32 protein-coding genes and 1 riboswitch are annotated in these 26,496 nt (G+C 59.6%); of the genes, 12 read left to right on the forward strand and 20 right to left on the reverse strand.

Annotation, left to right across the window (positions count from 1 at the left end; translation table 11 throughout):
• Window positions 1-238 precede the first annotated feature (238 nt).
• A complete protein-coding gene (locus tag ET418_RS06585; protein WP_149306785.1) occupies window positions 239-1,618 on the forward strand; it encodes a DEAD/DEAH box helicase in 1,380 nt (459 codons plus the stop codon).
• Between the two features lie 149 nt (window positions 1,619-1,767).
• Here the strand turns inward: ET418_RS06585 and ET418_RS06590 are convergent, their stop codons facing one another.
• Complete coding sequence (locus ET418_RS06590) at window positions 1,768-2,340, reverse strand: cation diffusion facilitator family transporter (protein ID WP_338045075.1); 573 nt, start codon at window positions 2,338-2,340, stop codon at window positions 1,768-1,770.
• Between the two features lie 236 nt (window positions 2,341-2,576).
• Between ET418_RS06590 and ET418_RS06595 the strand changes: the two genes are divergently transcribed.
• The 4 genes from ET418_RS06595 (at window position 2,577) to ET418_RS06610 (ending at window position 5,534) form a co-directional block, all read left to right on the forward strand.
• Window positions 2,577-2,909 (forward strand): hypothetical protein, encoded by a 333-nt coding sequence (locus ET418_RS06595; protein ID WP_149306786.1) that lies wholly within the window; start codon window positions 2,577-2,579, stop codon window positions 2,907-2,909.
• 139 nt (window positions 2,910-3,048) lie between these two features.
• A complete protein-coding gene (locus ET418_RS06600) occupies window positions 3,049-4,281 on the forward strand; it encodes a GGDEF domain-containing protein (protein WP_218043376.1) in 1,233 nt (410 codons plus the stop codon).
• A complete protein-coding gene (locus ET418_RS06605; protein ID WP_338045076.1) occupies window positions 4,278-5,303 on the forward strand; it encodes a tRNA-dihydrouridine synthase family protein in 1,026 nt (341 codons plus the stop codon). Before ET418_RS06600 ends, ET418_RS06605 begins: the two co-directional genes overlap by 4 nt.
• Window positions 5,304-5,306: 3 nt before the next feature.
• A complete protein-coding gene (locus ET418_RS06610) occupies window positions 5,307-5,534 on the forward strand; it encodes a DUF3820 family protein (RefSeq protein ID WP_149306788.1) in 228 nt (75 codons plus the stop codon).
• Here the strand turns inward: ET418_RS06610 and ET418_RS18535 are convergent.
• Window positions 5,531-5,659 (reverse strand): hypothetical protein, encoded by a 129-nt coding sequence (locus ET418_RS18535; RefSeq protein WP_274596127.1) that lies wholly within the window; start codon window positions 5,657-5,659, stop codon window positions 5,531-5,533. The two genes, ET418_RS06610 and ET418_RS18535, sit on opposite strands and share 4 nt — an antisense overlap.
• Before the next feature lie 108 nt (window positions 5,660-5,767).
• On the opposite strand from ET418_RS18535, the gene ET418_RS06615 reads away from it, so the two are divergent.
• Together ET418_RS06615 and ET418_RS06620 are read left to right on the forward strand one after the other, a co-directional pair.
• Window positions 5,768-6,769 carry a YhdH/YhfP family quinone oxidoreductase gene (locus tag ET418_RS06615; RefSeq protein WP_149306789.1) on the forward strand — a complete coding sequence of 334 codons (1,002 nt, stop codon included), beginning with the start codon at window positions 5,768-5,770 and terminating at the stop codon, window positions 6,767-6,769.
• A gap of 411 nt (window positions 6,770-7,180) precedes the next feature.
• The gene (locus ET418_RS06620) at window positions 7,181-7,396 is read left to right on the forward strand and encodes a hypothetical protein (protein WP_149306790.1); all 216 of its coding nucleotides are present in this window, start codon (window positions 7,181-7,183) and stop codon (window positions 7,394-7,396) included.
• 137 nt (window positions 7,397-7,533) lie between these two features.
• Here ET418_RS06620 and ET418_RS06625 read toward each other — a convergent pair whose 3' ends face one another.
• From ET418_RS06625 to ET418_RS06665, 9 genes are all read right to left on the reverse strand, one after another.
• Window positions 7,534-8,112, reverse strand: coding sequence for a pentapeptide repeat-containing protein (locus ET418_RS06625; protein WP_218043377.1), 579 nt, complete (start codon window positions 8,110-8,112; stop codon window positions 7,534-7,536).
• Window positions 8,113-8,304: 192 nt separating this feature from the next.
• Complete coding sequence (locus tag ET418_RS06630; RefSeq protein WP_149306792.1) at window positions 8,305-8,676, reverse strand: c-type cytochrome; 372 nt, start codon at window positions 8,674-8,676, stop codon at window positions 8,305-8,307.
• A 46-nt stretch (window positions 8,677-8,722) separates the two neighbouring features.
• Complete coding sequence (locus ET418_RS06635; protein WP_149306793.1) at window positions 8,723-9,538, reverse strand: UbiA family prenyltransferase; 816 nt, start codon at window positions 9,536-9,538, stop codon at window positions 8,723-8,725.
• Window positions 9,535-10,746, reverse strand: coding sequence for a cytochrome c oxidase subunit II (coxB, locus tag ET418_RS06640; RefSeq protein ID WP_149306794.1), 1,212 nt, complete (start codon window positions 10,744-10,746; stop codon window positions 9,535-9,537). The genes ET418_RS06635 and coxB overlap by 4 nt, the downstream gene beginning before the upstream one ends.
• 9 nt (window positions 10,747-10,755) lie before the next feature.
• Window positions 10,756-11,046, reverse strand: a complete 291-nt coding sequence (locus tag ET418_RS06645) for a cytochrome C oxidase subunit IV family protein (protein ID WP_149306795.1) — start codon at window positions 11,044-11,046, stop codon at window positions 10,756-10,758.
• A 9-nt stretch (window positions 11,047-11,055) separates the two neighbouring features.
• Window positions 11,056-11,652 carry a cytochrome c oxidase subunit 3 family protein gene (locus tag ET418_RS06650; protein WP_149306796.1) on the reverse strand — a complete coding sequence of 199 codons (597 nt, stop codon included), beginning with the start codon at window positions 11,650-11,652 and terminating at the stop codon, window positions 11,056-11,058.
• Window positions 11,649-13,265, reverse strand: a complete 1,617-nt coding sequence (gene ctaD / locus ET418_RS06655; RefSeq protein ID WP_149306797.1) for a cytochrome c oxidase subunit I — start codon at window positions 13,263-13,265, stop codon at window positions 11,649-11,651. Before ctaD ends, ET418_RS06650 begins: the two co-directional genes overlap by 4 nt.
• Before the next feature lie 108 nt (window positions 13,266-13,373).
• Window positions 13,374-14,204 (reverse strand): SCO family protein, encoded by an 831-nt coding sequence (locus ET418_RS06660; RefSeq protein ID WP_246152972.1) that lies wholly within the window; start codon window positions 14,202-14,204, stop codon window positions 13,374-13,376.
• 156 nt (window positions 14,205-14,360) lie between these two features.
• Window positions 14,361-15,233 carry a bifunctional 5,10-methylenetetrahydrofolate dehydrogenase/5,10-methenyltetrahydrofolate cyclohydrolase gene (locus ET418_RS06665; protein ID WP_149306798.1) on the reverse strand — a complete coding sequence of 291 codons (873 nt, stop codon included), beginning with the start codon at window positions 15,231-15,233 and terminating at the stop codon, window positions 14,361-14,363.
• Between the two features lie 410 nt (window positions 15,234-15,643).
• Here ET418_RS06665 and ET418_RS06670 point away from each other — a divergent pair, with 410 nt between their 5' ends.
• Window positions 15,644-16,084, forward strand: a complete 441-nt coding sequence (locus tag ET418_RS06670) for a hypothetical protein (RefSeq protein WP_149306799.1) — start codon at window positions 15,644-15,646, stop codon at window positions 16,082-16,084.
• A gap of 275 nt (window positions 16,085-16,359) precedes the next feature.
• Here ET418_RS06670 and ET418_RS06675 read toward each other — a convergent pair whose 3' ends face one another.
• The 4 genes from ET418_RS06675 to ET418_RS18105 form a co-directional block, all read right to left on the reverse strand.
• Window positions 16,360-17,346 (reverse strand): serine/threonine protein kinase, encoded by a 987-nt coding sequence (locus ET418_RS06675; RefSeq protein WP_149306800.1) that lies wholly within the window; start codon window positions 17,344-17,346, stop codon window positions 16,360-16,362.
• A 95-nt stretch (window positions 17,347-17,441) separates the two neighbouring features.
• Complete coding sequence (locus ET418_RS06680) at window positions 17,442-18,119, reverse strand: lytic transglycosylase domain-containing protein (RefSeq protein WP_149306801.1); 678 nt, start codon at window positions 18,117-18,119, stop codon at window positions 17,442-17,444.
• Between the two features lie 50 nt (window positions 18,120-18,169).
• Window positions 18,170-19,015 (reverse strand): HDOD domain-containing protein, encoded by an 846-nt coding sequence (locus tag ET418_RS06685; protein WP_149306802.1) that lies wholly within the window; start codon window positions 19,013-19,015, stop codon window positions 18,170-18,172.
• Between the two features lie 70 nt (window positions 19,016-19,085).
• Window positions 19,086-19,235: a hypothetical protein gene (locus ET418_RS18105; protein ID WP_188055365.1), complete on the reverse strand. Its 150-nt coding sequence runs from the start codon at window positions 19,233-19,235 to the stop codon at window positions 19,086-19,088.
• Window positions 19,236-19,436: 201 nt separating this feature from the next.
• Here ET418_RS18105 and ET418_RS06690 point away from each other — a divergent pair, with 201 nt between their 5' ends.
• Window positions 19,437-20,099: an FKBP-type peptidyl-prolyl cis-trans isomerase gene (locus ET418_RS06690; protein ID WP_149306803.1), complete on the forward strand. Its 663-nt coding sequence runs from the start codon at window positions 19,437-19,439 to the stop codon at window positions 20,097-20,099.
• A gap of 94 nt (window positions 20,100-20,193) precedes the next feature.
• Here the strand turns inward: ET418_RS06690 and ET418_RS06695 are convergent, their stop codons facing one another.
• The gene (locus ET418_RS06695; RefSeq protein WP_149306804.1) at window positions 20,194-20,430 is read right to left on the reverse strand and encodes a hypothetical protein; all 237 of its coding nucleotides are present in this window, start codon (window positions 20,428-20,430) and stop codon (window positions 20,194-20,196) included.
• 215 nt (window positions 20,431-20,645) lie between these two features.
• Here ET418_RS06695 and ET418_RS06700 point away from each other — a divergent pair, with 215 nt between their 5' ends.
• Window positions 20,646-21,434, forward strand: a complete 789-nt coding sequence (locus tag ET418_RS06700) for an SDR family NAD(P)-dependent oxidoreductase (RefSeq protein WP_149306805.1) — start codon at window positions 20,646-20,648, stop codon at window positions 21,432-21,434.
• A gap of 99 nt (window positions 21,435-21,533) precedes the next feature.
• On the opposite strand, the gene ET418_RS06705 is transcribed toward ET418_RS06700, so the two are convergent.
• The 4 genes from ET418_RS06705 to ET418_RS06720 form a co-directional block, all read right to left on the reverse strand.
• Complete coding sequence (locus tag ET418_RS06705; RefSeq protein ID WP_149306806.1) at window positions 21,534-21,815, reverse strand: PilZ domain-containing protein; 282 nt, start codon at window positions 21,813-21,815, stop codon at window positions 21,534-21,536.
• 142 nt (window positions 21,816-21,957) lie between these two features.
• The gene (locus ET418_RS06710; RefSeq protein WP_149306807.1) at window positions 21,958-22,752 is read right to left on the reverse strand and encodes an ABC transporter ATP-binding protein; all 795 of its coding nucleotides are present in this window, start codon (window positions 22,750-22,752) and stop codon (window positions 21,958-21,960) included.
• Window positions 22,749-23,657: an ABC transporter permease gene (locus tag ET418_RS06715; RefSeq protein ID WP_149306808.1), complete on the reverse strand. Its 909-nt coding sequence runs from the start codon at window positions 23,655-23,657 to the stop codon at window positions 22,749-22,751. The genes ET418_RS06710 and ET418_RS06715 overlap by 4 nt, the downstream gene beginning before the upstream one ends.
• 69 nt (window positions 23,658-23,726) lie before the next feature.
• Entirely contained in the window at window positions 23,727-24,722 is a 996-nt protein-coding gene (locus tag ET418_RS06720; protein WP_246152973.1) for an ABC transporter substrate-binding protein, read from the reverse strand.
• 334 nt (window positions 24,723-25,056) lie between these two features.
• Here ET418_RS06720 and ET418_RS06725 point away from each other — a divergent pair, with 334 nt between their 5' ends.
• Together ET418_RS06725 and ET418_RS06730 are read left to right on the forward strand one after the other, a co-directional pair.
• Window positions 25,057-25,539, forward strand: a complete 483-nt coding sequence (locus ET418_RS06725) for a YchJ family protein (RefSeq protein WP_149306809.1) — start codon at window positions 25,057-25,059, stop codon at window positions 25,537-25,539.
• A 162-nt stretch (window positions 25,540-25,701) separates the two neighbouring features.
• Window positions 25,702-26,190, forward strand: a complete 489-nt coding sequence (locus ET418_RS06730) for a PaaI family thioesterase (RefSeq protein WP_149306810.1) — start codon at window positions 25,702-25,704, stop codon at window positions 26,188-26,190.
• Window positions 26,191-26,330: 140 nt separating this feature from the next.
• Window positions 26,331-26,407, forward strand: a riboswitch (cyclic di-GMP riboswitch).
• Window positions 26,408-26,496: the final 89 nt, after the last annotated feature.

Genomic DNA, 26,496 nt, shown 5'->3' on the forward strand with positions numbered 1-26,496 from the left:
CCCTTGAAAAGGGCACAAAGATATACGCCAACAGAGGCCCGCGAAGTTTGCGGGCCTTTCATTTCTGCGGGTGCAGACCGCCCCCGTGGCCGCCGTCCCAACAGATCGCTTGACATAATCTGTCAAAAGCTGTTATCTTAAAATAAATTAGCAGTACCGGATAACACGTCACGTCATCGTAGGCCCCGGAATAGCCGGGGCTTTTTTTTGTAAAACCAACAGAAACAGAGAGGCAATTATGGGTTTCACCCAGTTCAAGTTTCACCCGGCAGTGTCAGCCGGCATCCGCGAGGCAGGCTACTCGCACCCGACACCGATCCAGAAAGAAGCCATACCCAAGATAATGGAAGGACGCGATGTGCTCGGCCTGGCCCAGACCGGGACCGGCAAGACGGCCGCCTTCGCGCTGCCCATACTCGATCGGCTGAGCAAGGGGGCGCGCCATGCGACCCGCGCTCTGGTCATCGCCCCGACCCGGGAACTTGCGGAACAGATCGAGGCATCCTTCAGGCTGTTCGCAGGGCAGACCGGCCTGAAAAGCGCCACGGTTTACGGCGGCGTCGGCCAGACGCCCCAGATAGCCGCCCTCAGAAAAGGCACCGAGATCATCGTGGCCTGTCCCGGACGGCTGCTGGACCTCATGCAGCAAGGGGTGGCAGTGCTCGACAATGTCGAGGTGCTGGTCCTCGACGAGGCCGACCAGATGTTCGACATGGGATTTCTGCCCACGATCAAGAAGATCCTCCAGAAACTCCCCGCCAAGAGGCAGACCCTCCTGTTTTCGGCAACCATGCCGGACGAGATCCGGAAGCTGGCGGAAGAGATGCTGAAGGCCCCCGTGACGGTGCAGGTCGACACGATCAAGCCCGCCACCACGGTGCGCCACTCCCTGTATCCGGTCGAACAGCACCTGAAAACGGCCCTGTTGATGAAAATACTGGAAAAGCATACCGAGGGTTCGGTACTGGTCTTCACCAGGACAAAGCACCGGGCAAAACGGGTCGGCGAGTTGCTGGTCAAGGCCGGCTACCAGGCAGCATCACTGCAGGGCAACCTCTCCCAGAATCGGCGCCAGGAAGCCATGGACGGATTCAGGGACGGTTCGTACCGGATTCTGGTTGCCACCGATATCGCAGCCCGGGGGATCGATGTATCGCTGATTGGACTGGTCCTGAATCTGGATATGCCGGAGACGGCCGAATTCTACGTACACAGGATCGGGCGGACCGGCAGGGCGGAGCGCACCGGGGAGGCCATAACGTTCGTTACCAGGGATGACGCCGGCGCCATCAGGACGCTGGAAAAGTTGCTGGGCAAACAGATCGAGCGCAAGACGCTGCCGGATTTCGACTACACGGTTCCGGCCCCTGCGAAGGATGAGGAATTCAAGCGGCATCCCCACGAGATGGGCAACCGCCGGCCGGCAACGAAAAACGACGCCAAGCAGCAGGCGAAAAACCCAGCAAGGGGTTCCGGGCCATTCAGGACCAAGAGCGAGGTTGCCGGCGAGGAGACGAAAGCGTCCAAGGTGCAACCGACTGCGAAGCCGGGTGCCAAACCCGAAGCTGCACGTAGCGGGAAGCAGCGCCAATGGCGAGGCTCCAACAGCAGACCCTGATCACACCCGACTGCACATCTTGAAGTCGCGGCCGCCGCAACCGGGGCGGCCGCGACTCCCTGCCATTATTCACCGCCACACTTCCCAGCACAACAGCAGGTCATCCCCTTGGCCTTCCCAAACGCCTCGCTCCCCTCCCGCCAACTCAGCTAGGCGATCAGCATGGCGCCCACGGCATCGAGGCTGCCGATCCCGGTCACTTCGTACCCCAGGCTGGCTGCCATAAGGACCAGTGATAGGTACATACAGGCCCGCGAACAGGCCGCATTGGCCAGGATAGCGGCAGAATTGAGCGCCCTGCCGACCTTGACCTTGTGGTGAATCAGAGCCCACATAAAGGAGATTGAGACCAGCGAGACCACGATCCCCCACACCGTCGTCTGCGGCTTATGCTGTCGGCCGATGCTCACCACGGCAGTCAGAAACAGGCCCGACGCCAGGCAGTAGAAGGCTCCTCCGGTTATCCGCAACGCCCGCTGCTCGAACTCATCCCTGGTTTCCCCGTTGTTGCCCCTGATCCTTTTCAACATGTGCCAGACGCCGATGGCCGAAACCACCTCGATGAACGAATCCACCCCGAATCCGAAGAGCGTCAGGGTTTCATCGGCGGCGCCAAGCCACATGGAAGCAGCGCCTTCAATGAAATTATACACGATGGTGAACAGCGCCAGGAAGTTGGCCCTGGCGTAAAGCTTGTTTCGGGTGGAGGGAAGCATATCCATTGTATCCTCGCTGTCTTCGGCCCAAGAGCGGCTGGGCTGTTTTCGATCTTACAACAAATGTGCACACAAGTTTGGGACAAACAGCGGAATATCCTCCGCACGGTGTCGAATATCCTTCACACCAATAACGATGCATCGATACAAATTATATTCATATCAGATGGTTATGGTTTTGGCACACCACATGCTATCCTGAAGGCACACGAGAAATTTTTCGATCAAAGGAGACCGTCACCATGAAAAAATTTACCGTAGTACTGGCTGCCGTTTTGGCCCTGTCCGTCCCGATGCTGTCCCAGGCCCATGAGCACGACGATCACGCTTCCATGGATATGACCCATGAGACCATGCACAACCATCAGGATGACCAGTGCGCAAAAGAATGCGACATGCTCCTGAAAGAGTGCGCCCGCGAGGTTGATACGATCCAGCAGCGTATCCAACGGATTCAAACCGAGATACGGGATAAGGGGGCAACGGTCTACAACCGTGAAGAGTTGCAGATATTGAATAAGAAACTGAAAGAAACCAACGAACTGGTCCGGTCGCTCCAAAAACCGGGGCACTGATCGGCAGTCCCGGCCACGATTCGCCCGGGGCGTGGGCCGGGCATCTCAGACAGAGAAGACAAAGCAGGATAAAGCCAGGCAGCATCCAGAGATTGAACCTTGGATGCCGCCTGGCTTTATGCTATTCTGTGCCATTCCCATGCTCAGAAAAATCTCCACAATTCTTGTCCCGATGGCCGTTCTTTTTGCCGCCTGGGTCATCGTCTTCCGGATTCCCCTGCTTCCTCAGGAACAGCAGGGCTTGGTGCCCTTTGTTACCTACCTGCTGTACATCGTGGGGATGCTCCTTGCCTGCCATTTCCGGCGGGGGCGGGTCTTCCTGGCCCTGCTGGCCGTGGGGGTCTGTTACCACCTCTTTCGCACCCAACTCACCCACGGAACCGATACCCCTGAGGCATGGCTCGTCTACCGCGCCTTGTCGGTGGTTGTTCCGTTCAATATCCTCCTTGTTGCCCTGATGCGTGAAAAGGGGTTCTGGAGCATGGCGGGGCGCATGCGCCTGCTGTTCGTTGCCATGGAGATCGGCGCCGTGTGGTTGACGATTCGCCTTGACCAGCATGCCCTGTGGGTCGCCTTGACGCGACCGATCATCAACTGGCCGGCCCTTGAGCGCTTCGCCATGCCGCAACTGTGTCTGGTCCTGATCCTCCTGGCGGCCGGCATTGCCGTGCGGCGGGCGGTGTCCCTCGGTTCCCCCATCGAGGGGAGCGTGTTCGCCAGTTGTGTCACCCTCTTCGTGGTGTTCCGCTGGATGTGGTCCCCCCATGTGCCGGAGACATTCTGTGCCGCTTCCGCCCTCATCCTGATCATGGCCGTTATTCAGGATTCCTACAACATGGCGTTCCGCGACGATCTTACCGGCCTCCTCTCCCGGCGCGTGCTCAACGAGCAACTGCCGGGCCTGGGGAGCCGTTACGCCATCGCCATGGTGGATGTGGACCATTTCAAAAACTTCAACGACAGCTATGGTCACGATGTGGGGGACCAGGTGTTGAAAATGGTGGGGGCGCGCCTAATGAACATGACCGGAGGCGGCTCGCCGTTCCGCTACGGCGGCGAGGAGTTTACGGTGCTGTTTCCGGGCAAGAGCGCCAAGGAGGCGCTCCCGCATCTGGAGCGGCTTCGCCAGGCCATTGGCGATTACCGCATGACCCTGCGCGGGGAAGATCGCCCCAGGGACGAGGAGCGGGGCAAGAGCCGCCGCTCCGGTTCGCGCAAGGCCGGTGAGGTATCGGTTACGGTCAGCATCGGCGTGGCCGAAACGGGTGGTCGGCAAATATCGCCCCAGGAGGTGCTCAAGGCGGCAGACGGAGCGCTCTACAAGGCAAAGAACAGGGGCCGGAACCGGGTCTGCCTCGGGGGGGGCAGATGAGGAAACCAGCCCCAAACGCGCATAATGCCGCCCACACTACCGGAGCGTCGTGCATCCCCTCCCCTCCCCCGCTCCCCTGGCAGCCGGGCCATCCCCCCCTGATGCTGGCCCCCATGCAGGGGCTGACCAACCAGGCCATGCGGCGGCTGTTCATCGACTGGGTTCGCCCCGATACGGTCTTTACCGAATTCATGCGGGTCAATGCCGCCGCCCCGGTACGCCGGCTCTCGGCCACCGACCTGCGCGAGATCGCTCCCCAAGAGGGGGGCGTCCCCCTGGTGGTTCAGTTGATCGGCCACGGCTGCGAGGCCCTGGTCTCCGCCGCCCGTTCCGCCCAGGCTGCCGGAGCCGCGCATATCAACCTCAACCTGGGCTGTCCCTACGGGAGGATGACCAGCGGCCTGACCGGCGGCGGCATGTTGCAACGCCCCGAACTGCTGGAGGAGATCATCTTCGCCCTGCGCAGCGCCATTGCGGGCGGTTTTTCCATCAAGCTCCGCGCCGGCTATGATGATCCCAATCAGATCTTCGAACTGCTCCCCCTCTTCGAAGCCGCCGGCGTTGATTTCCTCGTGCTGCATCCCCGCACGGTGATCCAGGAATACCAGGGAGTGGCGGACCACGGCATTACCGCCCGCGTGGTGCGGCAGACCCGGCTGCCGGTCATCGCCAATGGGGATATCCGCACGGCCGCCGACGGGACCCGCCTGCTGGAGGAAAGCGGCGCCGTCGGCCTCATGCTGGGCAGGGGCGCCATTGCCGACCCGTTGCTGTTCCAACGGTTGCGCGGCAGCGCCCCCGCCGCACCGGCCAAGGCCGAACGGGCAGCCATGCTGCAACGGTACCTCAAGGAGCTTCTGGCCCGTTACGGAGAGCTGTTCTGCGGGGAGACCCAGGTCCTGAACAAGGTCAAGGGGGTGTTGGCGACCTTTGACGATGCCGACTTTGAAAAGGCGGTCCGGCAGCTCCGCAAGGCCAAAACCATGGCGGCGTTCAGCGCCCGGCTCGCAGAACTGGAGTAAACTATGGACACATCGGTACAACTCTTTGATCCGCAGAAATTGCTCGATTTGGCCGAAGCCCGCATGCCCTTCGGCAAATACCAGGGGCGGCTCTTGATCGACCTGCCCGAGCCCTACGTGGTCTGGTTCGGCCAGCAGGGTTTTCCCAAGGGCAAACTGGGCGACCAGCTGCGGACCATTTATGAAATCAAGGCCAACGGTCTGGAATACCTCTTCGATCCGTTACGCTAGTTGGCGCTCCACTCCTCTTTAGACCACGGCCATGTTCTGATCTGCACGGCCTCCTGTTCACCCACGCCGAGGGAGAGCAGAAAACCGCGGTGACCCATGGGGGGAGCGGCGTTCGAATTTCCCATGCCATCGCTCCATGGCGGCGCTTGTGAATCATGTATATTGGGGTATGTTTCTCATAGGGGGAAACCGCGTGCCAACCCCATCCCCAAAGCCACGAGAGGAGCGAGTCCATGGAAGATACCGTTTTCAAGGCCATGATCGTCGAGGAGCCGCACAAAGGGACCTTTACACGCCGCATCGGAGAACGGCGGATCGGCGACCTTCCGCCGGGAGAGGTCATCATCAGGGTCCACTTCTCGTCCCTTAACTACAAGGATGCCCTTTCCGCCACGGGCCACCCCGGCGTAAGCCGCAACTTCCCCCATACCCCGGGTGTGGATGCGGCCGGCGAGGTTGCGGCCTCTTCCACGGATGCCCTCTCCCCCGGCGACCGGGTAATCGTCACCGGCTACGACCTGGGCATGGGCACCCCCGGCGGTTTCGGACAGTACATCCGCGTACCCGCGGCCTGGGTACTGAAACTTCCGCCAGGCTTGAGCCTCCGGGAGAGCATGATCCTCGGCACGGCCGGTTTCACCGCCGCACTCTCGGTGCTTCGGCTCATGGAGGCGGGGGTGCGGCCGGCCAGCGGCGACGTCCTCGTCAGCGGAGCCACCGGTGGCGTCGGGAGCATCGCCGTTGGCCTGCTGGCAAAGGCCGGCTACCGGGTCGTGGCAGCCAGCGGCAAGGAGCATGAACGGGAGTTCCTTCGCTCCCTCGGGGCCGCCGAGGTCATCAGCCGCGACGAACTGCTGCAGGGGAGCGAGCGCCCACTCATGAAGGAGCGTTGGGCCGGCGCCGTGGATGTGGTGGGAGGAACCGTCCTGGCGGCGATCCTCAAAGGGACCCGTTACGGCGGGACCGTCACCTGCTGTGGCATGGTCGGTTCCTCGGAACTTCCGGCCAACGTCTTCCCCTTCATCCTGAGAGGCGTGGGACTTTTGGGGATCGACTCGGTACAGTGCCCCATGGGACCGCGTGTCACCGTCTGGAACCGGCTGGCGGACGACTGGAAATTAGGCACCCTCGCCGGGATGGCCGTCGAATGCGGCCTCCATGAACTTGAACAAAAGATCCAGACCATGCTGCACGGCGGGCTCCGGGGAAGGACCGTCGTCAACCTCTCTGACTGAACACCAGCCATGCCGCACCTGTTCTTCCAAGGCGGCCATCGGCCGCCTTTTCCACCCGGCCCCGCGGAAGTCCCGTCGCCCACGCACGACTTTCCCCCTCTATTCTGACGCTTTATGCCCATCCGATAGCGTACCGCGCCACCCCCTGCTGCCGAATCAACAACGTAGCCGACAGTTTTTATTTGATTGCCAAATGTTGTTTGATTTATTTTTTTGTTTTTATTTCAGCTATTTATAGTAATACTAAATCATGTTTGCACTCAAAAATAGAAAACATATCTATCCAGTAATACAACAATCGTGTAACATTTTGTTTTGTTTGAATAATTTTGGTATTACCACTTGCTTTTTTAAAATACGCTGTTTATAGTATTACTAAATTAAAGAGGTAGTTTAAAGAGGAGAAGAATCATGACATGCCCAGTATGCAACACCAATGGACACTATTTCGGGATTGATTCCGCTGCGGATGGGTCCGCCGAGAATGTGGTGACCTGCCTGTTCTGTGGAACGACTCGGACGACGGATAGTACGTTGACGGAGACCATCAAGAACGGCAAGGAAAAATCCTTCCTCAAGGCGTTCTCCAAGTATACGGAAAACGACGATTTCCATCTGGCGGCGTAACGACGCAGCCTTGCTTGGACTGAAGAAGTAATGCAGACACACAACCACGACAAAAGGCGGCCAATGGCCGCCTTTTGTCGTTTGGAACGTGTCCGTAAATAACGTTGGTCAGGTATCGTGCTCGGATTCAGGGTGGATTACTTGGAAGCAAAGGGCGAAACGGCTTCCCGGCACATACCATGGGACCCTTTCCCGCAGATCCTGCCATCCTGCCAGATGGCCCCGTCAAGAATGGCGTTTTCCAGATTCGAGCCGGTGAGGCCGCTCAACTTCAGGCTGGCCATCCGCAGGTTTGCACCGGCAAGATTGGCCCGTTCCAAGTCCGATTCCCCCAGGTCGGCCCGCTCCAGGTTGGCATTACTCAGATCAACGCCTTTCAGGTTGCACTTGCTGAGATTAACCCCCGTCAGGTTCATGCCGCTCAGGTTCTTGCCCGACAGGTCCCGCCCCGTTTTCAGGAGCGCCATAACCTCCCCGATGGAGAGCCTTTTGCCGGGAGCGGTTTCGACTATCGCCAAAGGTGCCTTGCGCAACGTCTTGCCCCTGGCCGACGACTTTTTCTTTTTCATCTTCTTGGGGACAACCGCGCCGAGACTCTTTTGGGGAGCCGGCGAGACCTGATCGGCCGATGCCGGGATTGCCGGATCGTTGCCCCCACTTGCCCCCTCCGCGGCCCACACGCTTGAAGAGGAAATATCCGCTAGTGAAACAGCCATAAAGAAAACTGCTACGGCACCAAACATCCTGAATATCGTCATGACGTACCTGCCTTGCGACCTCGAAAACCAGCTAAAACGGTTCGCGGGGAGAAATGTGTGCCCGATAGTATCATGCCGGCGAAAAAAAGCAACCAACCGGGGCGGTCACCACCATGGCATCAGCGGCAGCCCCCCGCCTGCGTATCCATCCTACCTGAAGGCGTACAGCACATACTCGGCGATTGCCCCGGCATCCTCGTCGGACAGGGTTGCCGCATCGAAGCGGATCATGCGTGAAATGGGGGTACGCATGATCCGCACGATATCCTGGGGCTTGGTGATATGGTGCGAGCGCAAGGCCCGTCCCCGCAGGGTGCGTTCCGGGTCGCTGACATTGCCGCCATCTGGATGGCAGGCGGCGCAGTACTGTCTGAACAATTCCTCACCCCTCTGTACCTGTTGCTGCCGCGGCGCTGCCGCGGGGGGGCGTTCCCCCCCTTGGGGCGGCTCATTGCTGCACCCTCCCAGCAGAGACGCAGTAACCAGCACAACCGCACAGGCCTGCATCGTTATTCTGAACATGGGTGCCTCCTGAACAAGGTATCGATGACGGCAACAATGTGCCAGTTCAAAAACGGCCGAGGGAGAGCGTTACGGTCACCAGAAGCGGGAACAGGTTGAGGTACGGGAAGAGGAATCTTTCGGAACGGGCCAGGGAGATGACGGCCAGCGGCAGGGGAAAGAGGGCATACCAGAGGGCGGCCTGCTGCCCGATGATGCCGAAGGCCGGCAAAAGCATGGCTGCGGCGGTCAAGGCGGCCATCCAGAGCCACACCAGGCCGGTCTCCCCGACCGGAGGGCGGAGGAGCGGGATGCCGGCGGCGCGGTAATCGGCGGCATGGCGGCGCTGGAAGAGCCAGAAATGGGGAATCTGCCACAGGTACAAAAGCCCGGCCAGGAACATGACCCGGTAATCCGTTGGGCTCCCCCCGGCCAGGCACCAGCCGATCAGCGGCGGCGCGGCGCCGCACACCGCTCCCGCTGCCAGGGCAAGGGAGGTGCGGCGCTTGAGGGGGGTATAGATCGCCAGATACCACCCCAGGGCCGCGGCGCCGAGCAGCGGGGGGAGCAACCCGCCGGCAGCGGCCAGGAGCAGCAGGCCGCCCGTCACGGCGGCCGCGCCGATGACCGTGGCGGAACGGGGCGTCAGGTCGCCTTGAGGAAGGGGACGTCGGTTGGTGCGCACCATCAGGCGGTCCAGGTCCCGCTCGACCACTTGGTTGATGGCGGAGCCCCCGGCGGCCAGGAGCGCCACCCCGCCCAGAAGCGCCCCCAAGGAGAGGACCCGCACCTCGGCCGGGTGGAGGAGATAGCCAGCCACTGCGGCAACGCCGTTCAAGAGCGCCAAGCGCGGCCGGAACAGCCTGAGCAGGGGGGCAATCACCTGAGCCCCTCGATGAATTCCACCAGGGCCGTCACCTCATCGTCCGACAGGTCGGGATCGGTGGGCATGATCGCCTGAAACCCTTCCACCACAGCGGCCCCCGGTTGGCGGATCGACTCGCGCAGATACCCCTCGTCGGCCGTAACAATGGTCTTTGTCTTCCCCCTCAGCACCGTAACCCGGCTGCCGAAAAGCCCCTTGAAGGTGGGGCCGACGCCACGGCGGCCGTCCAGGGAGTGGCAGGCCAGACACCCCTTTTCCTGGGCCAGCTTCCTGCCGTCGAGTTTGGGGGCAGCTGCTCCGCCGGTGCGGAGATACACGATGATCGCCTTGACCTCAGCCTCCGTGAGCACCCCGGCAAAGGGAGGCATGATCGGCTGGAAGCCCTTGACCACATCGGCGTTCGGTTCCAGCAGCGAGCGCCGCAGGTAGGCCTCGTCCACGCTGATGTGCCGCTCCGCACCATTGCTCAGGACCGTTTCGCTTCGCCCCCAGATCCCCTTGAGCGTTGGTCCGACCCCCGGCGTGCCATCCAGGGTGTGACATCCCAGACAGCCATGCTTTTCCAGGAGTTCATGGCCGGGCAGTTCCCCCTTGCCGGTCCGCTGCTCCAGCCAGGCGGCAAACTCCGCCTCGGGCAGCGCCTCCACGGTGGTGATCATGGCCGAATGGCCGGTGCCGCAGTACTGGGAGCAGAACAGGTCGTAGGAGCCGGGCTTGGTGGCCACGAACCAGGCATAGTTCTTCATCCCCGGCACCACATCCCGCTTGACCCGGAAGGCGGGCAGGTAGAAGCCGTGGATCACATCCCGGGAAACCAGTTCCACCCTCACCGGTTTATTCACCGGCACATACAGCTTGGCACTGGTCCTCCCGTTGGCGTAGGCAAAGCTCCACGACCACATACGGGCCGTGGCGGTCACCTCCATGGCCCCCTTGGGCACGTTGCGCAGCGCCAGATAGCCCGCCCAGCCGTAGTAAAACATGACCAGCACCAGGAGGGTCGGGAGCACGATCCAGACGACCTCCAGCCAGAGATTGCCCGTGGCCTGGGAGGTCGGCTCCGGAGCCCGGGAACGGTGGTAGCGGACCACAAAGAACACCATGGCCGCGGTGATGCCGACCAGCAACACCAGGCAGGCCCCGAAGATGAACATGAAGACCGGGTCGATGGCTTCGGTCGTGGTTGTGAGATATGCGCTATTCACGGTAGCTCCTCAGCGGTAGAGCACGTCGAAGAAGGTCAATCCGATAAAGATGGCCAGGGTCACCAGGGCCACGAACAGGAGCCAGCGCAAGAGCCGCCCCTCGTACTTCATGTGCATGAAGAATGCGATCACGAGCCCCGACTTGAGGCAGGCGATGGTCAGCGCCCCCAGCACCTTGTAGCCGCCCAGTTCGACGCGGGTGATCAGAACAGTCAGGGCGGTCAGGGCCAGCAGGGCCAGCCAGACCTGTGCCAGCTTGGCGTAGCCTACGATATGATGGGCACCAGTGTCGGACGTCATGTGGGACTCCTAGAGAATCAGGTAATACAGCGGGAAGATGAAGATCCAGATCAGGTCCACCAGGTGCCAGTACAGGGCGCTGTTCTCCAGCAGGATGTAATCTCCGCCGTGGACGGCGCCCCGTTTCACCTTGCTACCGACCCAGGTCAACAGCGTGGCGCCGATCAGCACGTGCAGGCCGTGGATGCCGGTGGTCATGAAGTACAGGCTGAAAAATACCGACTCCCCCGGAGGGCCGGCAGCCAGGTGGGGGGAGTTGGGATAGATGCCGTGCAGGATCTTGGTGCTCCACTCCACGTACTTGATCGCCATGAAGATGGCCGCGCAGAGGATCGTCCCCCCGAGCAGCCACAGGGTGCGCCGACGCTCGCCCCGTTGCACGGCGGTGACCGCCATGGCCACGAACAGGCTGCTGGTCAGCAGAACAACGGTGTTGATCGTGCCGAATACCACGTTCAATTGACGGCCGGCCGCTGAAAATTCATGGGGGTAGCGGGAAAGATAGGCCGAATAGAGCAGGAACAGGCCGCCGAACAGGAGCAGTTCGGTGAACAGGAACAGCCACATGCCGAGCTTGGCCCCGCTGTCGTCCTTGAGGTGGCTCATGGGATACCGGTCCCCCTGAAGTCGTAGGGACCGTGGGTGACGACCGGCTCCTGCTCGAAGTTTTCCGTGGGGGGCGGCGTGGCGGTCGTCCACTCCAGGGTCGCTCCCCCCCAGGGATTGCCCGTGAACGGCTCTCCCCGGAACAGGCCCCGGAACAGATTCACCAGCATGACGATCAGCCCGGCCACCAGGATCCAACTGCCGACGGTGGCCACCAGGTTGAGGGTGGCGAACTCGGGCAGGTAATCGTAGTAGCGCCGCGGCATCCCCTTCATGCCAAGCACCTGCATGGTGAAGTACATGACGTTGAAACCGACAAACATGAGCGCCCAGGCCACGATGGCCGGCTTTTCGGCATAGCGGCGGCCGTAGAACTTGGGCAGCCAGTAGTGCATGGCGGCAAAGAAGGCGAAACCGGCGCCGCCGAAGATCACATAGTGGAAATGCCCCACCACGAAATGGGTGTCATGCACGTGGACGTCGGTGGCGGCCGCCCCCAGGATCAGGCCGCTCAAGCCGCCGATGGAGAAGAGCAGGATGAAGGAGAGGGCGAACAGCATGGGTGCATCCAGGGAGATGGAACCCTTGTAGAGGGTGGACACCCAGTTGAATACCTTGATGGCGGAAGGGATGGCGACGATGAAGGTCAGAAACGAGAAGACCAGGATGGCGGTGTCGCTCATGCCGCTGGTGAACATGTGGTGTCCCCAGACCAGGGAGCCGAAGGCCGCGATGGCGATGCTGGAAAAGGCGATCATCTTGTAGCCGAAGATCGGCTTTCGGGAGAAGACCGGGATCACGTCCGAGATCACCCCCATGCCGGGCAGGATCATGATGTAGACCGCCGGGTGGGAATAGATCCAGAACAGGTGCTGGTACATGACCGGGTCGCCCCCCCGGCCGGGATCGAACAGGCCGGTGCCCAGGAGCCGCTCGGCCATGACCAGCACCAGGGTGATGGCCAGGATCGGCGTGGCCAGAATCTGCACCCAGGCGGTGGCGTACAGGGACCAGACAAACAGGGGGAGCCTGCCCCAGGTCATCCCCTCGGCCCGCAGGCGGTGGATGGTGGTGATGAAGTTGAGACCGGTCAGGATCGACGAGAAGCCGACCACGAAGACCCCGAACACCGCCAGGGAGACGTTGGTGCCGGTGCGGGAGCTGAAGGGGACATAGAAGGTCCAGCCGGTGTCGGGCGGGCCGCCGCCGGTGAAGAGCGAGGTGATGATGATCACGGCGCCGATGATGTAGAGCCACCAGGAGAACAGGTTCAGGCGGGGAAACGCCACGTCGCGGGCGCCGATCTGGATCGGCATGACCAGATTGCCGAAGGAACCTTGAAAACCGGGGATGATGAAGAGGAAGATCATCACCACGCCATGCACGGTAAAGAGGGCGTTGTAGGTCTGGGGCCCCATGATGGTGCGCCCCGGCGCCATCAGCTCGATCCTGAGCAAGAGCCCCAGCAGGACCCCCACCAGAAAGAAACCGAAGGTTGAGTAGAAATAGAGCAGTCCGATCCGCTTATGGTCGGTGGAGAATATCCAGGCCGCGAGGCCGGTTTTGCCGGTATCGTTCCAGAAACTTGGCTGCGTAGGCTGAACGGTGGTCATCAAACCTCCCGGAAAGGTGAAGAACGATGTTCACGGTGAAAGGCTAAATTTCGAACTACAGACTTGATGAGCAGGATAGCAGGGGGGGATGCTCCGGCCGGTATCCAGCTAATCCCGCCCTTTCTTGTCGGCAAGGGTGCCCGGTTTTCTCCGCTTTGTCCCGCCCAGCAGCAAAAAGGCCAGGAAGCCCCCGGCGCAGAGGATCACCACCGTGGCGCTCACCCGCAGCAGGTTGAAGACATAGGTCTTGCCCGTGGGATCGAAGCTGAAGCAGAACTCCATCACCTTGCGGATGGATGCCCCCGCCTTCCCCTCCCGCGCCTCCAGCAGGGCCAGGGACACATCCTTGGCCAGGAAGGTCGTGCCGTACAGGTACCGGACGATGGTGCCGTCCCTGGCGACCACCAGCGTCGTCACCGGATGGATGAAGTCCCGCCCCCGGCGCTGGAAACGATACCCGGCGGCAGCGGTCACGCGCCGGATGCTTGCGGCATCACCGGTGAGAAAGCGCCAGCCGTCCTCGGGAAAGGGGACATTCATGGAGGTCAGGTACATGCGCTTGTAGCGGGCGGCGAGTTGCGGCGTTTCGCTCTCGTCGAAGCTGAAGGAGATGACACGGTACTCGGTCGCCGGCCTGTTCTTTATGGTCGGCAGGACCCGTGCCAGCCCCCCTTGCAGGTAATTGCACACATTGGCACAACTGTAGTACACCGGGAGAATGATGGTCGGTCCGGTGATCAGGTCCCCCAGGCGGACCGTCTTGCCGGTCTCGTCGCGAAAGGTCGCGTCCAAGGGGATCTTGGCGCCCAGGCGTTCATCGATCCCGACCGCCGGTCCCTCTTCTTTCGGGAAGGGATCGCCGGCTTGGTGTTTTTGAGAGGCTTCTTCGCTGTGGGCACCGACCCGGCAGGGGCAAAGCATGAGTACGGCGAGCAGCATTGCCGCTCCGCAGCGAGCCATCCGAGCCGTTGTGCCACTCAAACACGCCATAACGTTTTATCCTTGAAAAAGCTATCGTCTCAGTGCTTCTGCGGCTCTGTGGCCGAATTGCCGTTGCAACCTGCTGACTCCACCGTTTTTACGGAAAGGTCGGCTTCAGTTCAAATTGAAATTATTCTCGTAGGCCATCAGGGTGTTGATCATCAGGGCCGCCACGGTCATACGACCGACACCGCCCGGCACCGGGGTGATCCAGGAACACTTGGGGGCGACGGCGGCGAAATCCACATCCCCCACAAGCTTGCCGTTCTCCAGCCGGTTGATGCCCACATCGATCAGCACCACCCCCTCCTTGACCATGTCCTCGCTGACAAAGCCGGGGATGCCCACCGCCACGATCACGATATCGGCCCGGCGCGTCTCATCCAGCAAGAGTTCCCGCGGGGTTTCGATATGGGTCAGGGTGACGGTGGCATTGCCGATATCGAAATCATTGGCAAGCATGATGGAGATCGGCTTGCCGACGATGTTCGAGCGACCGATGACGACGCAGTGTTTCCCCCTGATCGGTATATCGTAGAACTGCAACAACTTGCAGATGCCGTAGGCGGTCGCCGGGCGAAAGGCCTTCTGGCCGAGGGCCATGCGGCCGAAATTGGTGGGGTGGAAGCCGTCGATGTCCTTTTCCGGGGCGATGGCATTGATGACGTTCTGCTCGTTGATATGGGAGGGAAGCGGCAGTTGGACGATCACGCCGTCGGTGCTCGGGTCGTTGTTGATACCACTGATCTTCGCCAACAGCTCCTGTTCCGTGACCGTTTCCGGCAGGCGGATCAGGTTCCCCTCGAACCCGGCTCTCCCGCAGGAGGCTATCTTTGATTTGACATAGGATTCGCTGGGGGCGTGCGTGCCGACCAGGATGATGGTCATATGCGGCTTGCGCAGGCCGGAGCCGATATAACCGGCGACCTTCCGGGAAATATCGGCCACCAGGCTCTCAGCACACTTCTTACCGTCCAGCAGTTCCATGGTTATACGGCTCCTTGCTTCGAAATATCGGTCCCCCCGGTTCTCTTAGAGAAACGAGACGCTTAGGAAGTAGTATCACAAATCGGTGAGGGCCGCAACCGACGGGCGCGCATTTGGTTGCCAACTCCCCGCCGGAGGCAGCAACGAAACAGTGCGTAGCGTTCTTTCTTGCCGTATTTCAAGGGGATGCCTGCGCAACGACAAGGCGCCCGCCAGGGCGGCAGGTCCGGCCGGGCCTGTTTTGTTTGACAGCGCCCCAGGAAAGCTGGTACGCTGAAACATCCGTGGACGATACCATCACGGTGTAGACCGTGTCACGTGCGTCGCCACATAATGCTCCGGAGCAGTCCGGAGTTTTTTTATTGTGATGAATGAAGAAAATTTAATAGTCGGGAATACGGGAGAGCAGCATGGCAACCAAAAAATTAGCGGCAGGGGACTGTATCGAGGCGCGCTGCACGCGCTGCCGGGCAGTACTCAATCATACCATTGTCGCCATGGTCGGGGAAAAGATCATCAGGGTCGAGTGCAATACCTGCCGCGGGATGCATAATTACCGTGGCGAGAAGACAACCAAGGAACCGGCGGCAAGGACAACCAGGACAGCGGCAGCCGCTGCCCCCCGCAAAGCGAGAAAGGACCCGGGAGCCGCCGAGCGGGAAGAGTGGGAATCCCTCAGCCCGGCCATGGAGCCGGGACGCGCGCTCCCTTACGATATGAATGGCAAGTTCCGCGTGAACAGCCTGGTGGCTCACCCCGTGTTCGGCCTCGGCGTCGTAAAGGTTGTGGTTACGCCCAACAAGATGCAGGTCCTGTTCCAGGACGGGAAAAAGCTGCTTCGCTGCGGGTAACGTTTTGGGGTAAGGGGGGCAGTCTGGCGGGATAGGGACTCCCGGTCCAACCCGGGCAGCAGAGCCGGATACATGACCCGGCTCCGGGGACGTCATCCCCCATCGTGCCGAGCCAGGGCCAATCGCACCGTTCCGTGAAATATAATTCTGTTAAAACAATCCGTTACATAAGATAATTGCTGAAATCCAGAGGGGCCCCCACGAGCCCCTTTTTCTTTTCTCCATGAGTTGGAAAGCGCCGCTGGCCAGAAGGCCCCCAACTGCGCAGCCATCTCCTATTCCAGTTCCAGCGGCGGTTCCCCGAGGGCAGCCAGTTGCTCGCGCAGATCGAGGATGTGTTCTCCCCAGTAGCGGACGGTATTGAACCAGGGGAACGTGGCGGGAAAGATCGGGTCTTCCCAGCGGTTGGCGAGCCAGGCGCTGTAATGGAGCATGCGCAGGGCGCGCAGGGCCTCAACCAGGCGTAACTCCGCCGGATTGAAGTCGAAGAACTCGTTGTACCCCTCCAGCAACACTTCCAATTGGGCGATCCGCCGCTGGCGGTCACCGGAGAGCATCATCCAGAGGTCCTGAACCGCCGGGGCCATGCGCGCATCATCGAAATCCACGAAGTGAGGGGCATTGTCGCGCCACAGGATGTTGCCGCTGTGGCAGTCGCCATGGGAGCGGAGGTAACGGATCGGCCCGGCCTCGGCCAGGATACCGTCCACAGCCTCCAGCAATTGATCGGTCACGGCGGTGTAGCTTGCCCGGTACTCCTCCGGGATAAAGTGCTCCCGGATCAGCTCGACGCTGGCATGGCCGAAACTCCGGCTGTCCAAGGTCGGCCGGGAGGCAAACGGCTGTACGGCGCCTATGAGATGGATTCTGCCCAACATACGGCCGAGGATCAGCAGATTGTCCAGGTTGTCGAACTCCGGGGCATGCCCTCCCTGGCGCGGGTAGAGGGCGAAACGGAACCCGTCGTGGCGAAAGAGGCTCTCGCCGGCGGCATTGGTCCAAGGGGCCACCACCGGCAGTTCATGTTCGGCCAACTCGAAGCAGAAACGGTGTTCTTCAACGATCTGCTCGTCGCTCCAGCGACCGGGGCGGTAGAACTTGGCGATCAGGGGGTGCCCCTCCTCGATGCCGACCTGGTAAACACGGTTCTCGTAACTATTCAGGGCAAGGGTGCGGCAATCGCAACGAAACCCCTGGCTCTCAACGGCATCCATGATGAAGCCGGGGATAAGGGTCTGGAAAGGATGGGGGCTTTCAGGCATCGTGAGTGGTTCTCCATGGCGTTTCGGATTGCAGGAAAGGGATCGGAATCACCATACCATTAATCAAGGCTACAACCAAGGGGAAGCACGCAACATTAGTTGGCTGCGGGAGAAGGTGGGGGCTTCGGCAGGTCATTGCCGGAGATCGGCTGCGGCGCTACCGCCTCCCGGGAAGGAAGGGGTGGCGGTTTGCGCAGGGTCTGACGGGATACGCGCACATAGGGGACGAACTTGACGACCTTTTTCTCCCCTCTGCCCTGCTGTGCGGATTCGACCAGACCGTTTATCTGGTCCAGCATAACCTCTTTCATCTTGTTGTCCACCGGTTGGGACTCTTTATGATGTTCCAGTTGCTTTAAATGGCTGAAGACCTTCTTGGCGTAGACTTCGCTTTTTTCCGGCGTCTGGCTGTTGTAGCAACCGATGGCCTTCCAGTTATAGCCATACTTGTTTATGCAGCTGGCTAGTATCCATGCGCCTGTCTTCGTATTGTAGCAGGCATCCCCGAGATAGTTCCATCGCGTCTCGCCGAGTACCGGTTTCCAGATGGTGTTGATCTGCATCAACCCGATGTCAAAGGTGCCGTTACTGTTTTTGTTGATCGTTTCAGGCACGAAATTCGACTCAACCTTGGCAATGGCCCTCAGGACCAGGGGGTTGATGCCATACATCTCTCCGGCCTCATCGAAGCAGAACGGGTAGGCTTCCCGCCATGTAACGCAGACAACAACAAGCGCCAGAAGGCACGCCGTTTTCAGATTTTTCGTCGTCATGGCACCGTACTCCGAAAGAACGGGAAATCGCTGATGCATCTGCCGGCGCATCATGCCGGAGCAGGCAGGAAAGAGACACTGCGGGACGCTTCCAGCACCCTCCCAAGCTCTGTAAACTGCTGTTCGCCCATGCCGAGCCGGGTCGCCTCGGGGAATTCCACAAGCGGCCGGTCCGGTGCGGCGCCCAGGCTCAAGCCGCAGGTTCTGGTAGCCGCGTTCACAAGCCGGACAATAACAAGAACCATATCATCGGGATCAAAATGCTCGCCGGAATGTTTATCAACGGCAGCACGGTAGACGGCGGGCATGCTCCAATGCTCCATCAGGCGGGTCCCCTGTTCCACATGCAATTCGCCGAAAATTTCCAACAACAGCTCCCGTTCCAGCGCGGCCAGGGCAACCCCTGTGTTGGTTATCCGCTCCAGGGCCTTGATCAGATACAACTTGCCCACATCGTGGAGCAACCCAGCCAGATAGGCCTGCTCCGCCAAGCCGCGGTGGCCGGTGTTCATGGCCACCCAGCGGCAGCCGACGGCGCAGCCGTGGGAGTGGAGCCACAACTCCTGCATGATGGCATTGACCGTACCGTTGTGCGAGGCATGGAGCGCCGCCTGGGAGGCCGCCATGGCCAGGTTGGAAACGTGATGCGCCCCCAGCCGGATAAGCGCATCCTTGATCGTCTCCACCTTGACCCGCCCACTGTAACTGGACGAATTCGCCATATTCAGGATCTGGCCGGCAAGGGCCTGGTCGTCGTTGGCGGTGCTCGCCAATTCATCGATGGTGAAATTGCAATCGGAGAGCAGATGGATCAGTTTGAGGGCTATGGGATGGAAGACCGGCAGATCAATAGGTTGTATCGACAGAAGCCGCCGGATCGTCAGCGAAATAGGCATTCATCAATCCTTGGGAGCAGGCCGACCAAAGCCGGCCATGCGGTATCATGCAATTTCTGCAACTGCGACATCACATACCATATGATTCCGTCTGCCGACCGGCAGCGCCCGGCTCCTTATGGGAGGACTTATCGGCAGCCATCCGCAGATCCGCTTCCTGAAAGAGGTTGTCGATTCCTTCCGGCGCGGCGGTTGTGACGCTGCCGAGGGAGAAGCGCACCTTCGCTCCGCATGCGCAACGGGGAATCATATAGTTGACAGCCGAAAAAAGCAAGAAAGGTGAACACCCCTGCCATGGTTAAATCCCATGAAAAGTACGGTTTTGCCCAAGAGCACGCCGGAGTGCATCTATTTGTTGTCTCAGCCGTCAATTCTGCTAGAATACCGTCATTTTAAATCCATGAACATCGAAAGGAAAACCATGCGCAGATTATTCTTGGCCATACTTGTCACCCTGATTGCTCTCCCGGCTTTTGCTGCCGAAGCTCCACAAACCGAAGAACAAAAGACCATGTATGCCATTGGCCTCATCGTCGCCCGTCAACTGTCCGTCTTCAATCTCACCCCGGCAGAACTCGATCTGGTGAAGCAGGGGCTGGCGGACGGCATAACAGGGGCAAAACCTCTCGTGGATGTGGATGTCTACCAGAAGAAGACCCAGGAACTGGCCACCGCACGCCGCAACGCCCGGGGAGAGAAGCAGGCTGCCGCAGCTCAGGAGTTCCTCGCCAAGGCGGCCAAGGAAAAGGGAGCCGTCACGACCAAGACGGGCATAGTCTACCAACCCTTGAAGGAAGGTAATGGCGTTTCCCCGACGGCCAGCGACAAGGTCAAGGTACATTATCGCGGCACACTGATCGACGGGACGGAGTTCGACAGTTCCTACAAACGCGGTGAGCCTGCCGAGTTCCCCCTCAGCGGGGTGATCGCCTGCTGGACCGAAGGGGTGCAGATGATGAAAACGGGCGGCAAGGCCAAACTGGTCTGTCCGGCGGCAACCGCCTACGGTGAGCGGGGCGCCGGCCCCATCCCGGCCAACGCAGCGCTGGTCTTCGAGATAGAACTGCTCGGCGTGACGAAGTAAGCCGTCTTTAACCGAAAACGGGTGCGGGCGGCCGTGTTCCGCACGCAGTCCGCACCCGTTGTTTGTCCTGCCTTTTAAAAATCTTTGGGGAGGATCATGGCTTTTCTTCCCCCTCATGATCGTCACTGATAAAATCCTCGAAGTCGATCGCATCCCTCACCTTGGCCAGGAGCCTCTTCGGCCACCTGTCAATCGGGATTCTGGTCAGTATCTTGGCTTCCTCAAACGTCAAATCCACATCACCGGGCAGTTTGTCGGCAAGTTCCGTCGCCCAGCGTGTCTCCTCCGGCGTCAATGCCGCTACCAGCAGTGCCTTATCGGCCTTTGTCATAGGGTCCTCTCGGGGTGTTATTCTGATTTATCCGCAAGCCTACTAGTAAATTTCCGGAGACACAACCCCTATTTCCAGGCGCCTTTCCGTATCCCCCAAATGCGTCCTTCCGGCAGCTGCTTGATTTTTTCGTCATCGTGATAGACTTCTTTCAAAGGCCATCCGGCCTCTCAAATTCACATTACACGACAACCACACCAGTAAAAGGAGATATCATGGACTTGCAACTTAACGGTAAAAAGGCGCTCGTCTCCGGCTCGACCAAGGGGATCGGCCTTGCCATAGCCGCAGCACTGGCGCGGGAAGGAGCCCGCGTGGTCATCAACGGGCGTGACGACGACTCCCTGGCGGCGGCACGGGAACGGATCAAAAGTGCCCTACCGAATGCGTCGGTGGAAGGTTTCAACGGCGACCTCTCCCAAGCCGGAGAGGTTGACAGGCTACGCCAGCGGGTACCCTCGCTGGATATTCTGGTGAACAACCTGGGAATCTACGAACCAAAGCCTTTCGAGGAGATTTCCGACGAAGAGTGGCGGCGTTTTTTCGAGGTCAACGTATTGAGCGGTATCCGTCTCGCCAGAGCGTATCTCCCGGGCATGAAGGAACAGAATTGGGGGCGAGTCCTCTTCATCAGCAGCGAGAGCGGCATCCAAATCCCCGCCGAGATGATCCATTACGGAATGACCAAGACCGCACAACTGGCGGTTTCGCGAGGTCTTGCCGAGACATGTGCCGGCACGCGGGTTACGGTCAATGCGATCCTGCCGGGCCCGACCCACACGGCAGGCGTGGATGGTTTCGTAGCGAAACTGAGCGGCGGGAAATCCTTCGCCGATTTCGAAAAGGAGTTTTTCCAAACCGTGCGCCCGGCCTCGCTCCTCAAGCGCTTCGCTACCCCGGAAGAGGTTGCCAATCTGGCCGTCTACGTGTGCAGCACCCTCTCGTCCGCCACCAATGGTGCGGCCCTGCGGGTTGATGGGGGCGTGGTTCGGGCATGTTTCTAAGAGTCAGCCAGCCGATGCAGCAGGCCCGGAAGTGGAGCAGATGCAAAAAGGCCGGCACCCCATCCGGGGTACCGGCCTTTCGCTTTTGCAGCATGCCGATCATGCCCCCCCTCCCTTTTCCTGGAAATGGAGGCCGATCCTGGGGAAGTTCAAGCGGGCAATCGTGCTGTTATATTCGCCGGGGGATATGACCGGGTCTCCGCACAACACCAGACTGCAGCGGTCCCCCTGCCGCAGCCGATCCGGCAGGGGACGGCCCATCTTGATCAGGGCGCCGGAGAACGAGAGATTTTCGAGGATACATCCGTACGTTGCCCCATCGTGGTACAGGAAGCATTTTGTGAAGCACCCCACCCTATGGCTGGTCCTCTTTTCGCCCATGATATCCGCCCCCTCTTGCTACATAGCCAGCGGGAATACCAAGCATGCTTAACTGTTTTTAATGCTACCACGTAATTTCAGGAGCGCAACCGTTGGAGGAAAAAGAATTGTGGTCGCAGCAGGAAACCGTTGTCCTGTGCGTTCACGGGGAGAGAAGCGCCTTATCGTCCCCAAAGGAGGCATGGCGGATCTCGTGGAACTTCTCGATCAGCTTCTCCACCGTCAGTTCCCGTTTCGCTTCACCCTCCACATCGAAGATAATCTCTCCCTTGTCCATCATCAGCAGACGGTTACCGAACTCGATGGCATGGCTCATGTTGTGGGTGATCATCATTGAGGTGAGGTTGTATTCCCTGATGAACTTGTTGGTCAATTCCAGGACGATCTCGGCATTTTTGGGATCGAGCGCCGCGGTATGTTCATCCAGCAGGATGAGTTCCGGCTTGGAGAGGACCATCATCAGCAAGGTCAGGGCCTGCCGCTGCCCGCCGGAAAACATGGCGAGATTTTCCTTCATCCGGTCCTCCAGCCCCATCTCCAACTGGACCAGTTCCGCCCGGAAGAACTCTCTCATCTTGTTGTTCAGGCTCCGCTTCAGCCATTTGAACCCCTTCCGGTAGGTGATCATCATGTTATCCTCCAGACTCATGTTGGAGGCCGTGCCGAGAAGTGGGTTCTGGAATATCCTGCCGATGTACCGGGCGCGCCGGTACTCGGGCTCCCGCGTGATATCCCTGTCGTTTGCCAGGATGGTGCCCTGGCTCGGGATGATGGTGCCGGCTACGAGGTTGAAGAGCGTGGACTTCCCGGCGCCGTTACTGCCGATAACGGTGATGAAGTCACCCTCCTTGACCTTCAGGTTGATAGTGCTGATGGCCAGGTTTTCATTCACCGTGCCGGGATTAAAAAGCATGGACACATTCTTGAGCTCGATCATTTTTCCACCACCGCCTTGATGGCAACCTTCTTCAGTTTTTTGGCCTGGGTCAGGACCAGCAGTATGATGATCAGGATGCCCTTGATCAGATTCAGGTCATTGGGCGTCATATGGATGACATAACCGTAATACCTGCCCAAATACAGCACCGCGTGGAAAAGTATCGAACCCAGGATGGCACAGAGGGTCAGAACGCCGATGCGGTTGCTCTTCATGACCAGAAACTCGCCGATCATGACCGAGGCCAAACCCGAGACAATGATCCCCTGCCCCAAGCCCACATCGGCAAATCCGAGGTACTGGGCCGCAAAGGCACCGGATAGGGCCACCAGGCCGTTGGACAGCCCCACGCCGATGGTTTTCAGGGCTTTGGGGTCAACCCCCTGGGAGATGACCATCTGCTCATTATTGCCCATGGCGCCCAGGGTCATGCCCAGGTCGGTGCGGAAGAACAGGTCGATCAGTATCTTGATCACGATGGCTACCACGATGAAAAACAGGAGCAGAATGTACTCATCCGGGATAATGCCCGAAAAGCGCTCGGAAACCTTTGTCAGAATGGTTTCATGCTCCAGGACCGGCACATTGGCCCGGTTGCCCAGGATGCGGATATTGACGGAGTAGAGCATGGTCATGGTCAGGATGCCGGCCAGGAGGTTGGGCACCCGGAGGTGGTTGTGGATCAGCGCCGTGACCATGCCCGCCAGCATCCCGCCGACAAATGCGACCAGCAGGGCCAACCAGAGGTTCACGTCGAGCAGGATGCACTGCACCATCAGGGCCGCTCCCAGGGGGAACGAACCGTCCACCGTCAAGTCGGGGAAATCCAGGACCCTGAAGGTGATGAATACCCCCAGGACCATAATTCCGTAAATCAGGCCTTCTACCAGAATACCTTCGATCATAGCAATGCCGTGTACCCTTCGCGATAAAATAATGCCGGGCGGCCTCGGCCGCCCGGCGGGTAAAAAATTCTACTTTTTGGTCAGCTTGCCGTTTTCCACGACCCTGTTGGCGCTCTTGACGATATCCTTCGGTACGGTCAGACCGAGTTTCCTGGCCACATCAAGATTGACCAGGAGGTCGACATCCGAGGTCTTGGTCATAAAACGCGTCGGCATCTGCTCCGGCTTCTTGCCCTTGAGGATCTCGACGATCATCTTGCCGGTGGCGCGCCCAACCTTGTAATAGTCGAACCCCCAGGCGGCCAGGACGGCATATTTTTCAGCCGAACTCGGGTCGGCCGACATGATCGGCACTTTGTTCTTCACGGCCACGTCGGCGACGGCACTCATGGCCGATACGACCGTGTTGTCGGTGCTGATGTACAGCGCATCCACCCTGCGGATGATCGCCTGGGTAGCCTCTTTTACCTCGGACGACTTGGACACCGTCGTCTCCACGTATTCGATCCCCAACTCCTTGCAGGCCTGCTTTACGACACCGGCCAGCACCACGGCGTTTTCCTCGGAACTGGTGTAGATATGGCCAAGGCGTTTGATCTTCTTGATCTTGAGCAGCAGTTGGATCTGCTGTTTCACCGGGGTCATATCCGAAACGCCGGTAACCATCTTGCCCCCCTTTTTCAGAGAGGCTACCAGACCGGCCTTCACCGGGTCGGTTACCGCCGAGAAGACAACCGGGGTCCCCTTCAGGGTATTTACCAGCGACTGGGCCGTGGGCGTGGCGATCCCCACCGCCAGGGTCACCTTTTCCGACTTGAACTTGTTGGAGATTGACGACGCGGTGCCGATATCGCCATTGGCATTCTGCTGGTCGTATTCCGCGGCGATCTTCGAAGCGGCAAGCTCGTCCTTGATACCTTTTTCAACGGCATCAAGGGCGGGATGGGCCACGATCTTGGATATCCCGATGAGGACCTTTTTCGGCGGGTTTGCCGCAAAGAGCGAAGTCGCCACCATAAGAGAGACCGCAAGGAACACCAGCAACACACCTAGTTTCTTTTCCACCGAACACCTCCTGATCTGGATAGTCAAACCAAAACGTATCACCACACACGACAACAGCTATTTCACAATAATCGGGTGGCGAGAATATCATTCCCAAAGATCAGTCGTCAACGTGATACTGGCCTTTTCAGGCTCTTTTTTTGCCAAGTTAGGTCCAAGGTATAGCGCTGAATCGGCAAAAGGCGCTACCACCATGGTTTACAATGCGCAGGTCCCTGAAACCTGATGCCGGCAATGGCGTAAAGGTGGCTACTGCAGTTACCATTTGACAAATGGGCCGATTTTATGGCACCGAAGGAGATCAACGAATTACAATCATCAAGGAGAACCAGACATGAACAGCTGTCCTTGCGGAAGCGGCGTTGCCTATTCCGATTGTTGCGAACCGGTCATCAACGGAGTGCGTCCAGCCGAAACGGCGGAACAACTCATGAGAGCCCGCTATTCGGCCTATGTCGGCGTGCAGATGGATTTCATCTTCGAGAGTACCCATCCCGACCATCGCCAGGGCTACGACCATGCCGGAACCAAGGAATGGGCGCAGAATTCCGAATGGCTGGGGCTTGACATCATCGCCACCGATAAGGGTGGCCAGGAGGACAGCATCGGCCAGGTGGAATTCGTGGCACGATTCAAGGACAAGGGCGTTGCCCGCGAACATCACGAGTGCGGCCAGTTCAAACGCAAAAGCGGAAAGTGGTACTTCACCGAGGGGGCCATGGTGAAGCCGAAACCGATCACCGTCGTCAAGATCGGCCGCAACGATCCCTGCACCTGCGGCAGCGGCCTCAAATACAAAAAATGTTGCGGGAAGTGATGTTTTTCCCAACAGCTCCAACACCTGAAGGCGGCCCGATCGGCCGCTTTTTTTCCCCGCCAGCACCGCCCCAAAGCCCTTTATTGCCCTGCAGGAGTCTGTTAGTATGACGTATCATCCTGCCGCCACCGCCTGGCGGCGCTCTTTTGGAGGAAAACATCCGTGACAAAAGCTACTGCAAAAAAAGTTTGTACAACCCTTTGCCCACCGGTGGACCTGAGCGGTGAAGCCAGCTGGACCGATTTCGATGCCCCTGCGCTGGTGGGGGAATCCCTGCGCTTCGTCTCCGGCGAACCGGACGGCAACCGCTTCCGGGTGCGCTATTACCGTGACGGAGAGCAACAATTGAAGGCCCGCATCTGGTTCGGCCCCGAGACCGAAGGCCCTCCGGGACATGCCCACGGCGGCTCCATGGCCGCGGTGTTTGATGAGGTACTGGGGCTGGCCGCCTGGGCGGCAGGGTATTCGATTGTGGTCGGCAACCTGAATGTCAGTTTCCGCAATCTGCTGCCACTGCAACAGGTCGTCACGCTCGAAAGCCGGGTCATCTCCGCCGAAGGGCGCAAGATAATGGTGCATGGCCGCATCTGCAGCGGAGAAACGGTCTACGCCGAAGGGGAGTGCCTCTGTATCACCATCGTGAAAAAATGATCCTCCCCCCCCAATCGCACCTGCCTGGTGGCCTGGCAGCGGAACGCCGGCGGGCTGTCCATGGGCCGGGACGCCCTGAGGATTGACGCCGGAAGAGTTGTCCTCTATAGTGGTGGCCGTTTCAACAGCAGGAAGCAGATACGCGATAAGACTAAACCACCCGCGAGGGTGGGGCGGAAAGCCCATAGGGTCTCACCGAGACAGCCGGGATGCCGAACTATCACCATATTCGGCGTCCCGGCTTTTTTCGTGCCGGGGTTCCGGAGATGCACATAAGATTCAATCCGGAAAGGGGAAGGAAACAAA

The organism is Oryzomonas rubra, assembly GCF_008369015.1.
In the GTDB taxonomy this organism is placed as follows: Bacteria; Desulfobacterota; Desulfuromonadia; order Geobacterales; family Pseudopelobacteraceae; genus Oryzomonas; species Oryzomonas japonica.

Excerpts from the sequence above, each read along its gene's own strand:
- ET418_RS06585 (WP_149306785.1), top strand. The coding sequence starts at position 239 with ATGGGTTTCACCCAGTTCAAGTTTCACCCGGCAGTGTCAGCCGGCATC.
- ET418_RS06590 (WP_338045075.1), bottom strand. The coding sequence starts at position 2,340 with ATGGATATGCTTCCCTCCACCCGAAACAAGCTTTACGCCAGGGCCAAC.
- ET418_RS06595 (WP_149306786.1), top strand. The coding sequence starts at position 2,577 with ATGAAAAAATTTACCGTAGTACTGGCTGCCGTTTTGGCCCTGTCCGTC.
- ET418_RS06600 (WP_218043376.1), top strand. The coding sequence starts at position 3,049 with ATGCTCAGAAAAATCTCCACAATTCTTGTCCCGATGGCCGTTCTTTTT.
- ET418_RS06605 (WP_338045076.1), top strand. The coding sequence starts at position 4,278 with ATGAGGAAACCAGCCCCAAACGCGCATAATGCCGCCCACACTACCGGA.
- ET418_RS06610 (WP_149306788.1), top strand. The coding sequence starts at position 5,307 with ATGGACACATCGGTACAACTCTTTGATCCGCAGAAATTGCTCGATTTG.
- ET418_RS18535 (WP_274596127.1), bottom strand. The coding sequence starts at position 5,659 with ATGGGAAATTCGAACGCCGCTCCCCCCATGGGTCACCGCGGTTTTCTG.
- ET418_RS06615 (WP_149306789.1), top strand. The coding sequence starts at position 5,768 with ATGGAAGATACCGTTTTCAAGGCCATGATCGTCGAGGAGCCGCACAAA.
- ET418_RS06620 (WP_149306790.1), top strand. The coding sequence starts at position 7,181 with ATGACATGCCCAGTATGCAACACCAATGGACACTATTTCGGGATTGAT.
- ET418_RS06625 (WP_218043377.1), bottom strand. The coding sequence starts at position 8,112 with ATGGCTGTTTCACTAGCGGATATTTCCTCTTCAAGCGTGTGGGCCGCG.
- ET418_RS06630 (WP_149306792.1), bottom strand. The coding sequence starts at position 8,676 with ATGTTCAGAATAACGATGCAGGCCTGTGCGGTTGTGCTGGTTACTGCG.
- ET418_RS06645 (WP_149306795.1), bottom strand. The coding sequence starts at position 11,046 with ATGACGTCCGACACTGGTGCCCATCATATCGTAGGCTACGCCAAGCTG.
- ET418_RS06650 (WP_149306796.1), bottom strand. The coding sequence starts at position 11,652 with ATGAGCCACCTCAAGGACGACAGCGGGGCCAAGCTCGGCATGTGGCTG.
- ctaD (WP_149306797.1), bottom strand. The coding sequence starts at position 13,265 with ATGACCACCGTTCAGCCTACGCAGCCAAGTTTCTGGAACGATACCGGC.
- ET418_RS06660 (WP_246152972.1), bottom strand. The coding sequence starts at position 14,204 with ATGCTGCTCGCCGTACTCATGCTTTGCCCCTGCCGGGTCGGTGCCCAC.
- ET418_RS06665 (WP_149306798.1), bottom strand. The coding sequence starts at position 15,233 with ATGGAACTGCTGGACGGTAAGAAGTGTGCTGAGAGCCTGGTGGCCGAT.
- ET418_RS06670 (WP_149306799.1), top strand. The coding sequence starts at position 15,644 with ATGGCAACCAAAAAATTAGCGGCAGGGGACTGTATCGAGGCGCGCTGC.
- ET418_RS06675 (WP_149306800.1), bottom strand. The coding sequence starts at position 17,346 with ATGCCTGAAAGCCCCCATCCTTTCCAGACCCTTATCCCCGGCTTCATC.
- ET418_RS06680 (WP_149306801.1), bottom strand. The coding sequence starts at position 18,119 with ATGACGACGAAAAATCTGAAAACGGCGTGCCTTCTGGCGCTTGTTGTT.
- ET418_RS06685 (WP_149306802.1), bottom strand. The coding sequence starts at position 19,015 with ATGCCTATTTCGCTGACGATCCGGCGGCTTCTGTCGATACAACCTATT.
- ET418_RS06690 (WP_149306803.1), top strand. The coding sequence starts at position 19,437 with ATGCGCAGATTATTCTTGGCCATACTTGTCACCCTGATTGCTCTCCCG.
- ET418_RS06695 (WP_149306804.1), bottom strand. The coding sequence starts at position 20,430 with ATGACAAAGGCCGATAAGGCACTGCTGGTAGCGGCATTGACGCCGGAG.
- ET418_RS06700 (WP_149306805.1), top strand. The coding sequence starts at position 20,646 with ATGGACTTGCAACTTAACGGTAAAAAGGCGCTCGTCTCCGGCTCGACC.
- ET418_RS06705 (WP_149306806.1), bottom strand. The coding sequence starts at position 21,815 with ATGGGCGAAAAGAGGACCAGCCATAGGGTGGGGTGCTTCACAAAATGC.
- ET418_RS06710 (WP_149306807.1), bottom strand. The coding sequence starts at position 22,752 with ATGATCGAGCTCAAGAATGTGTCCATGCTTTTTAATCCCGGCACGGTG.
- ET418_RS06715 (WP_149306808.1), bottom strand. The coding sequence starts at position 23,657 with ATGATCGAAGGTATTCTGGTAGAAGGCCTGATTTACGGAATTATGGTC.
- ET418_RS06725 (WP_149306809.1), top strand. The coding sequence starts at position 25,057 with ATGAACAGCTGTCCTTGCGGAAGCGGCGTTGCCTATTCCGATTGTTGC.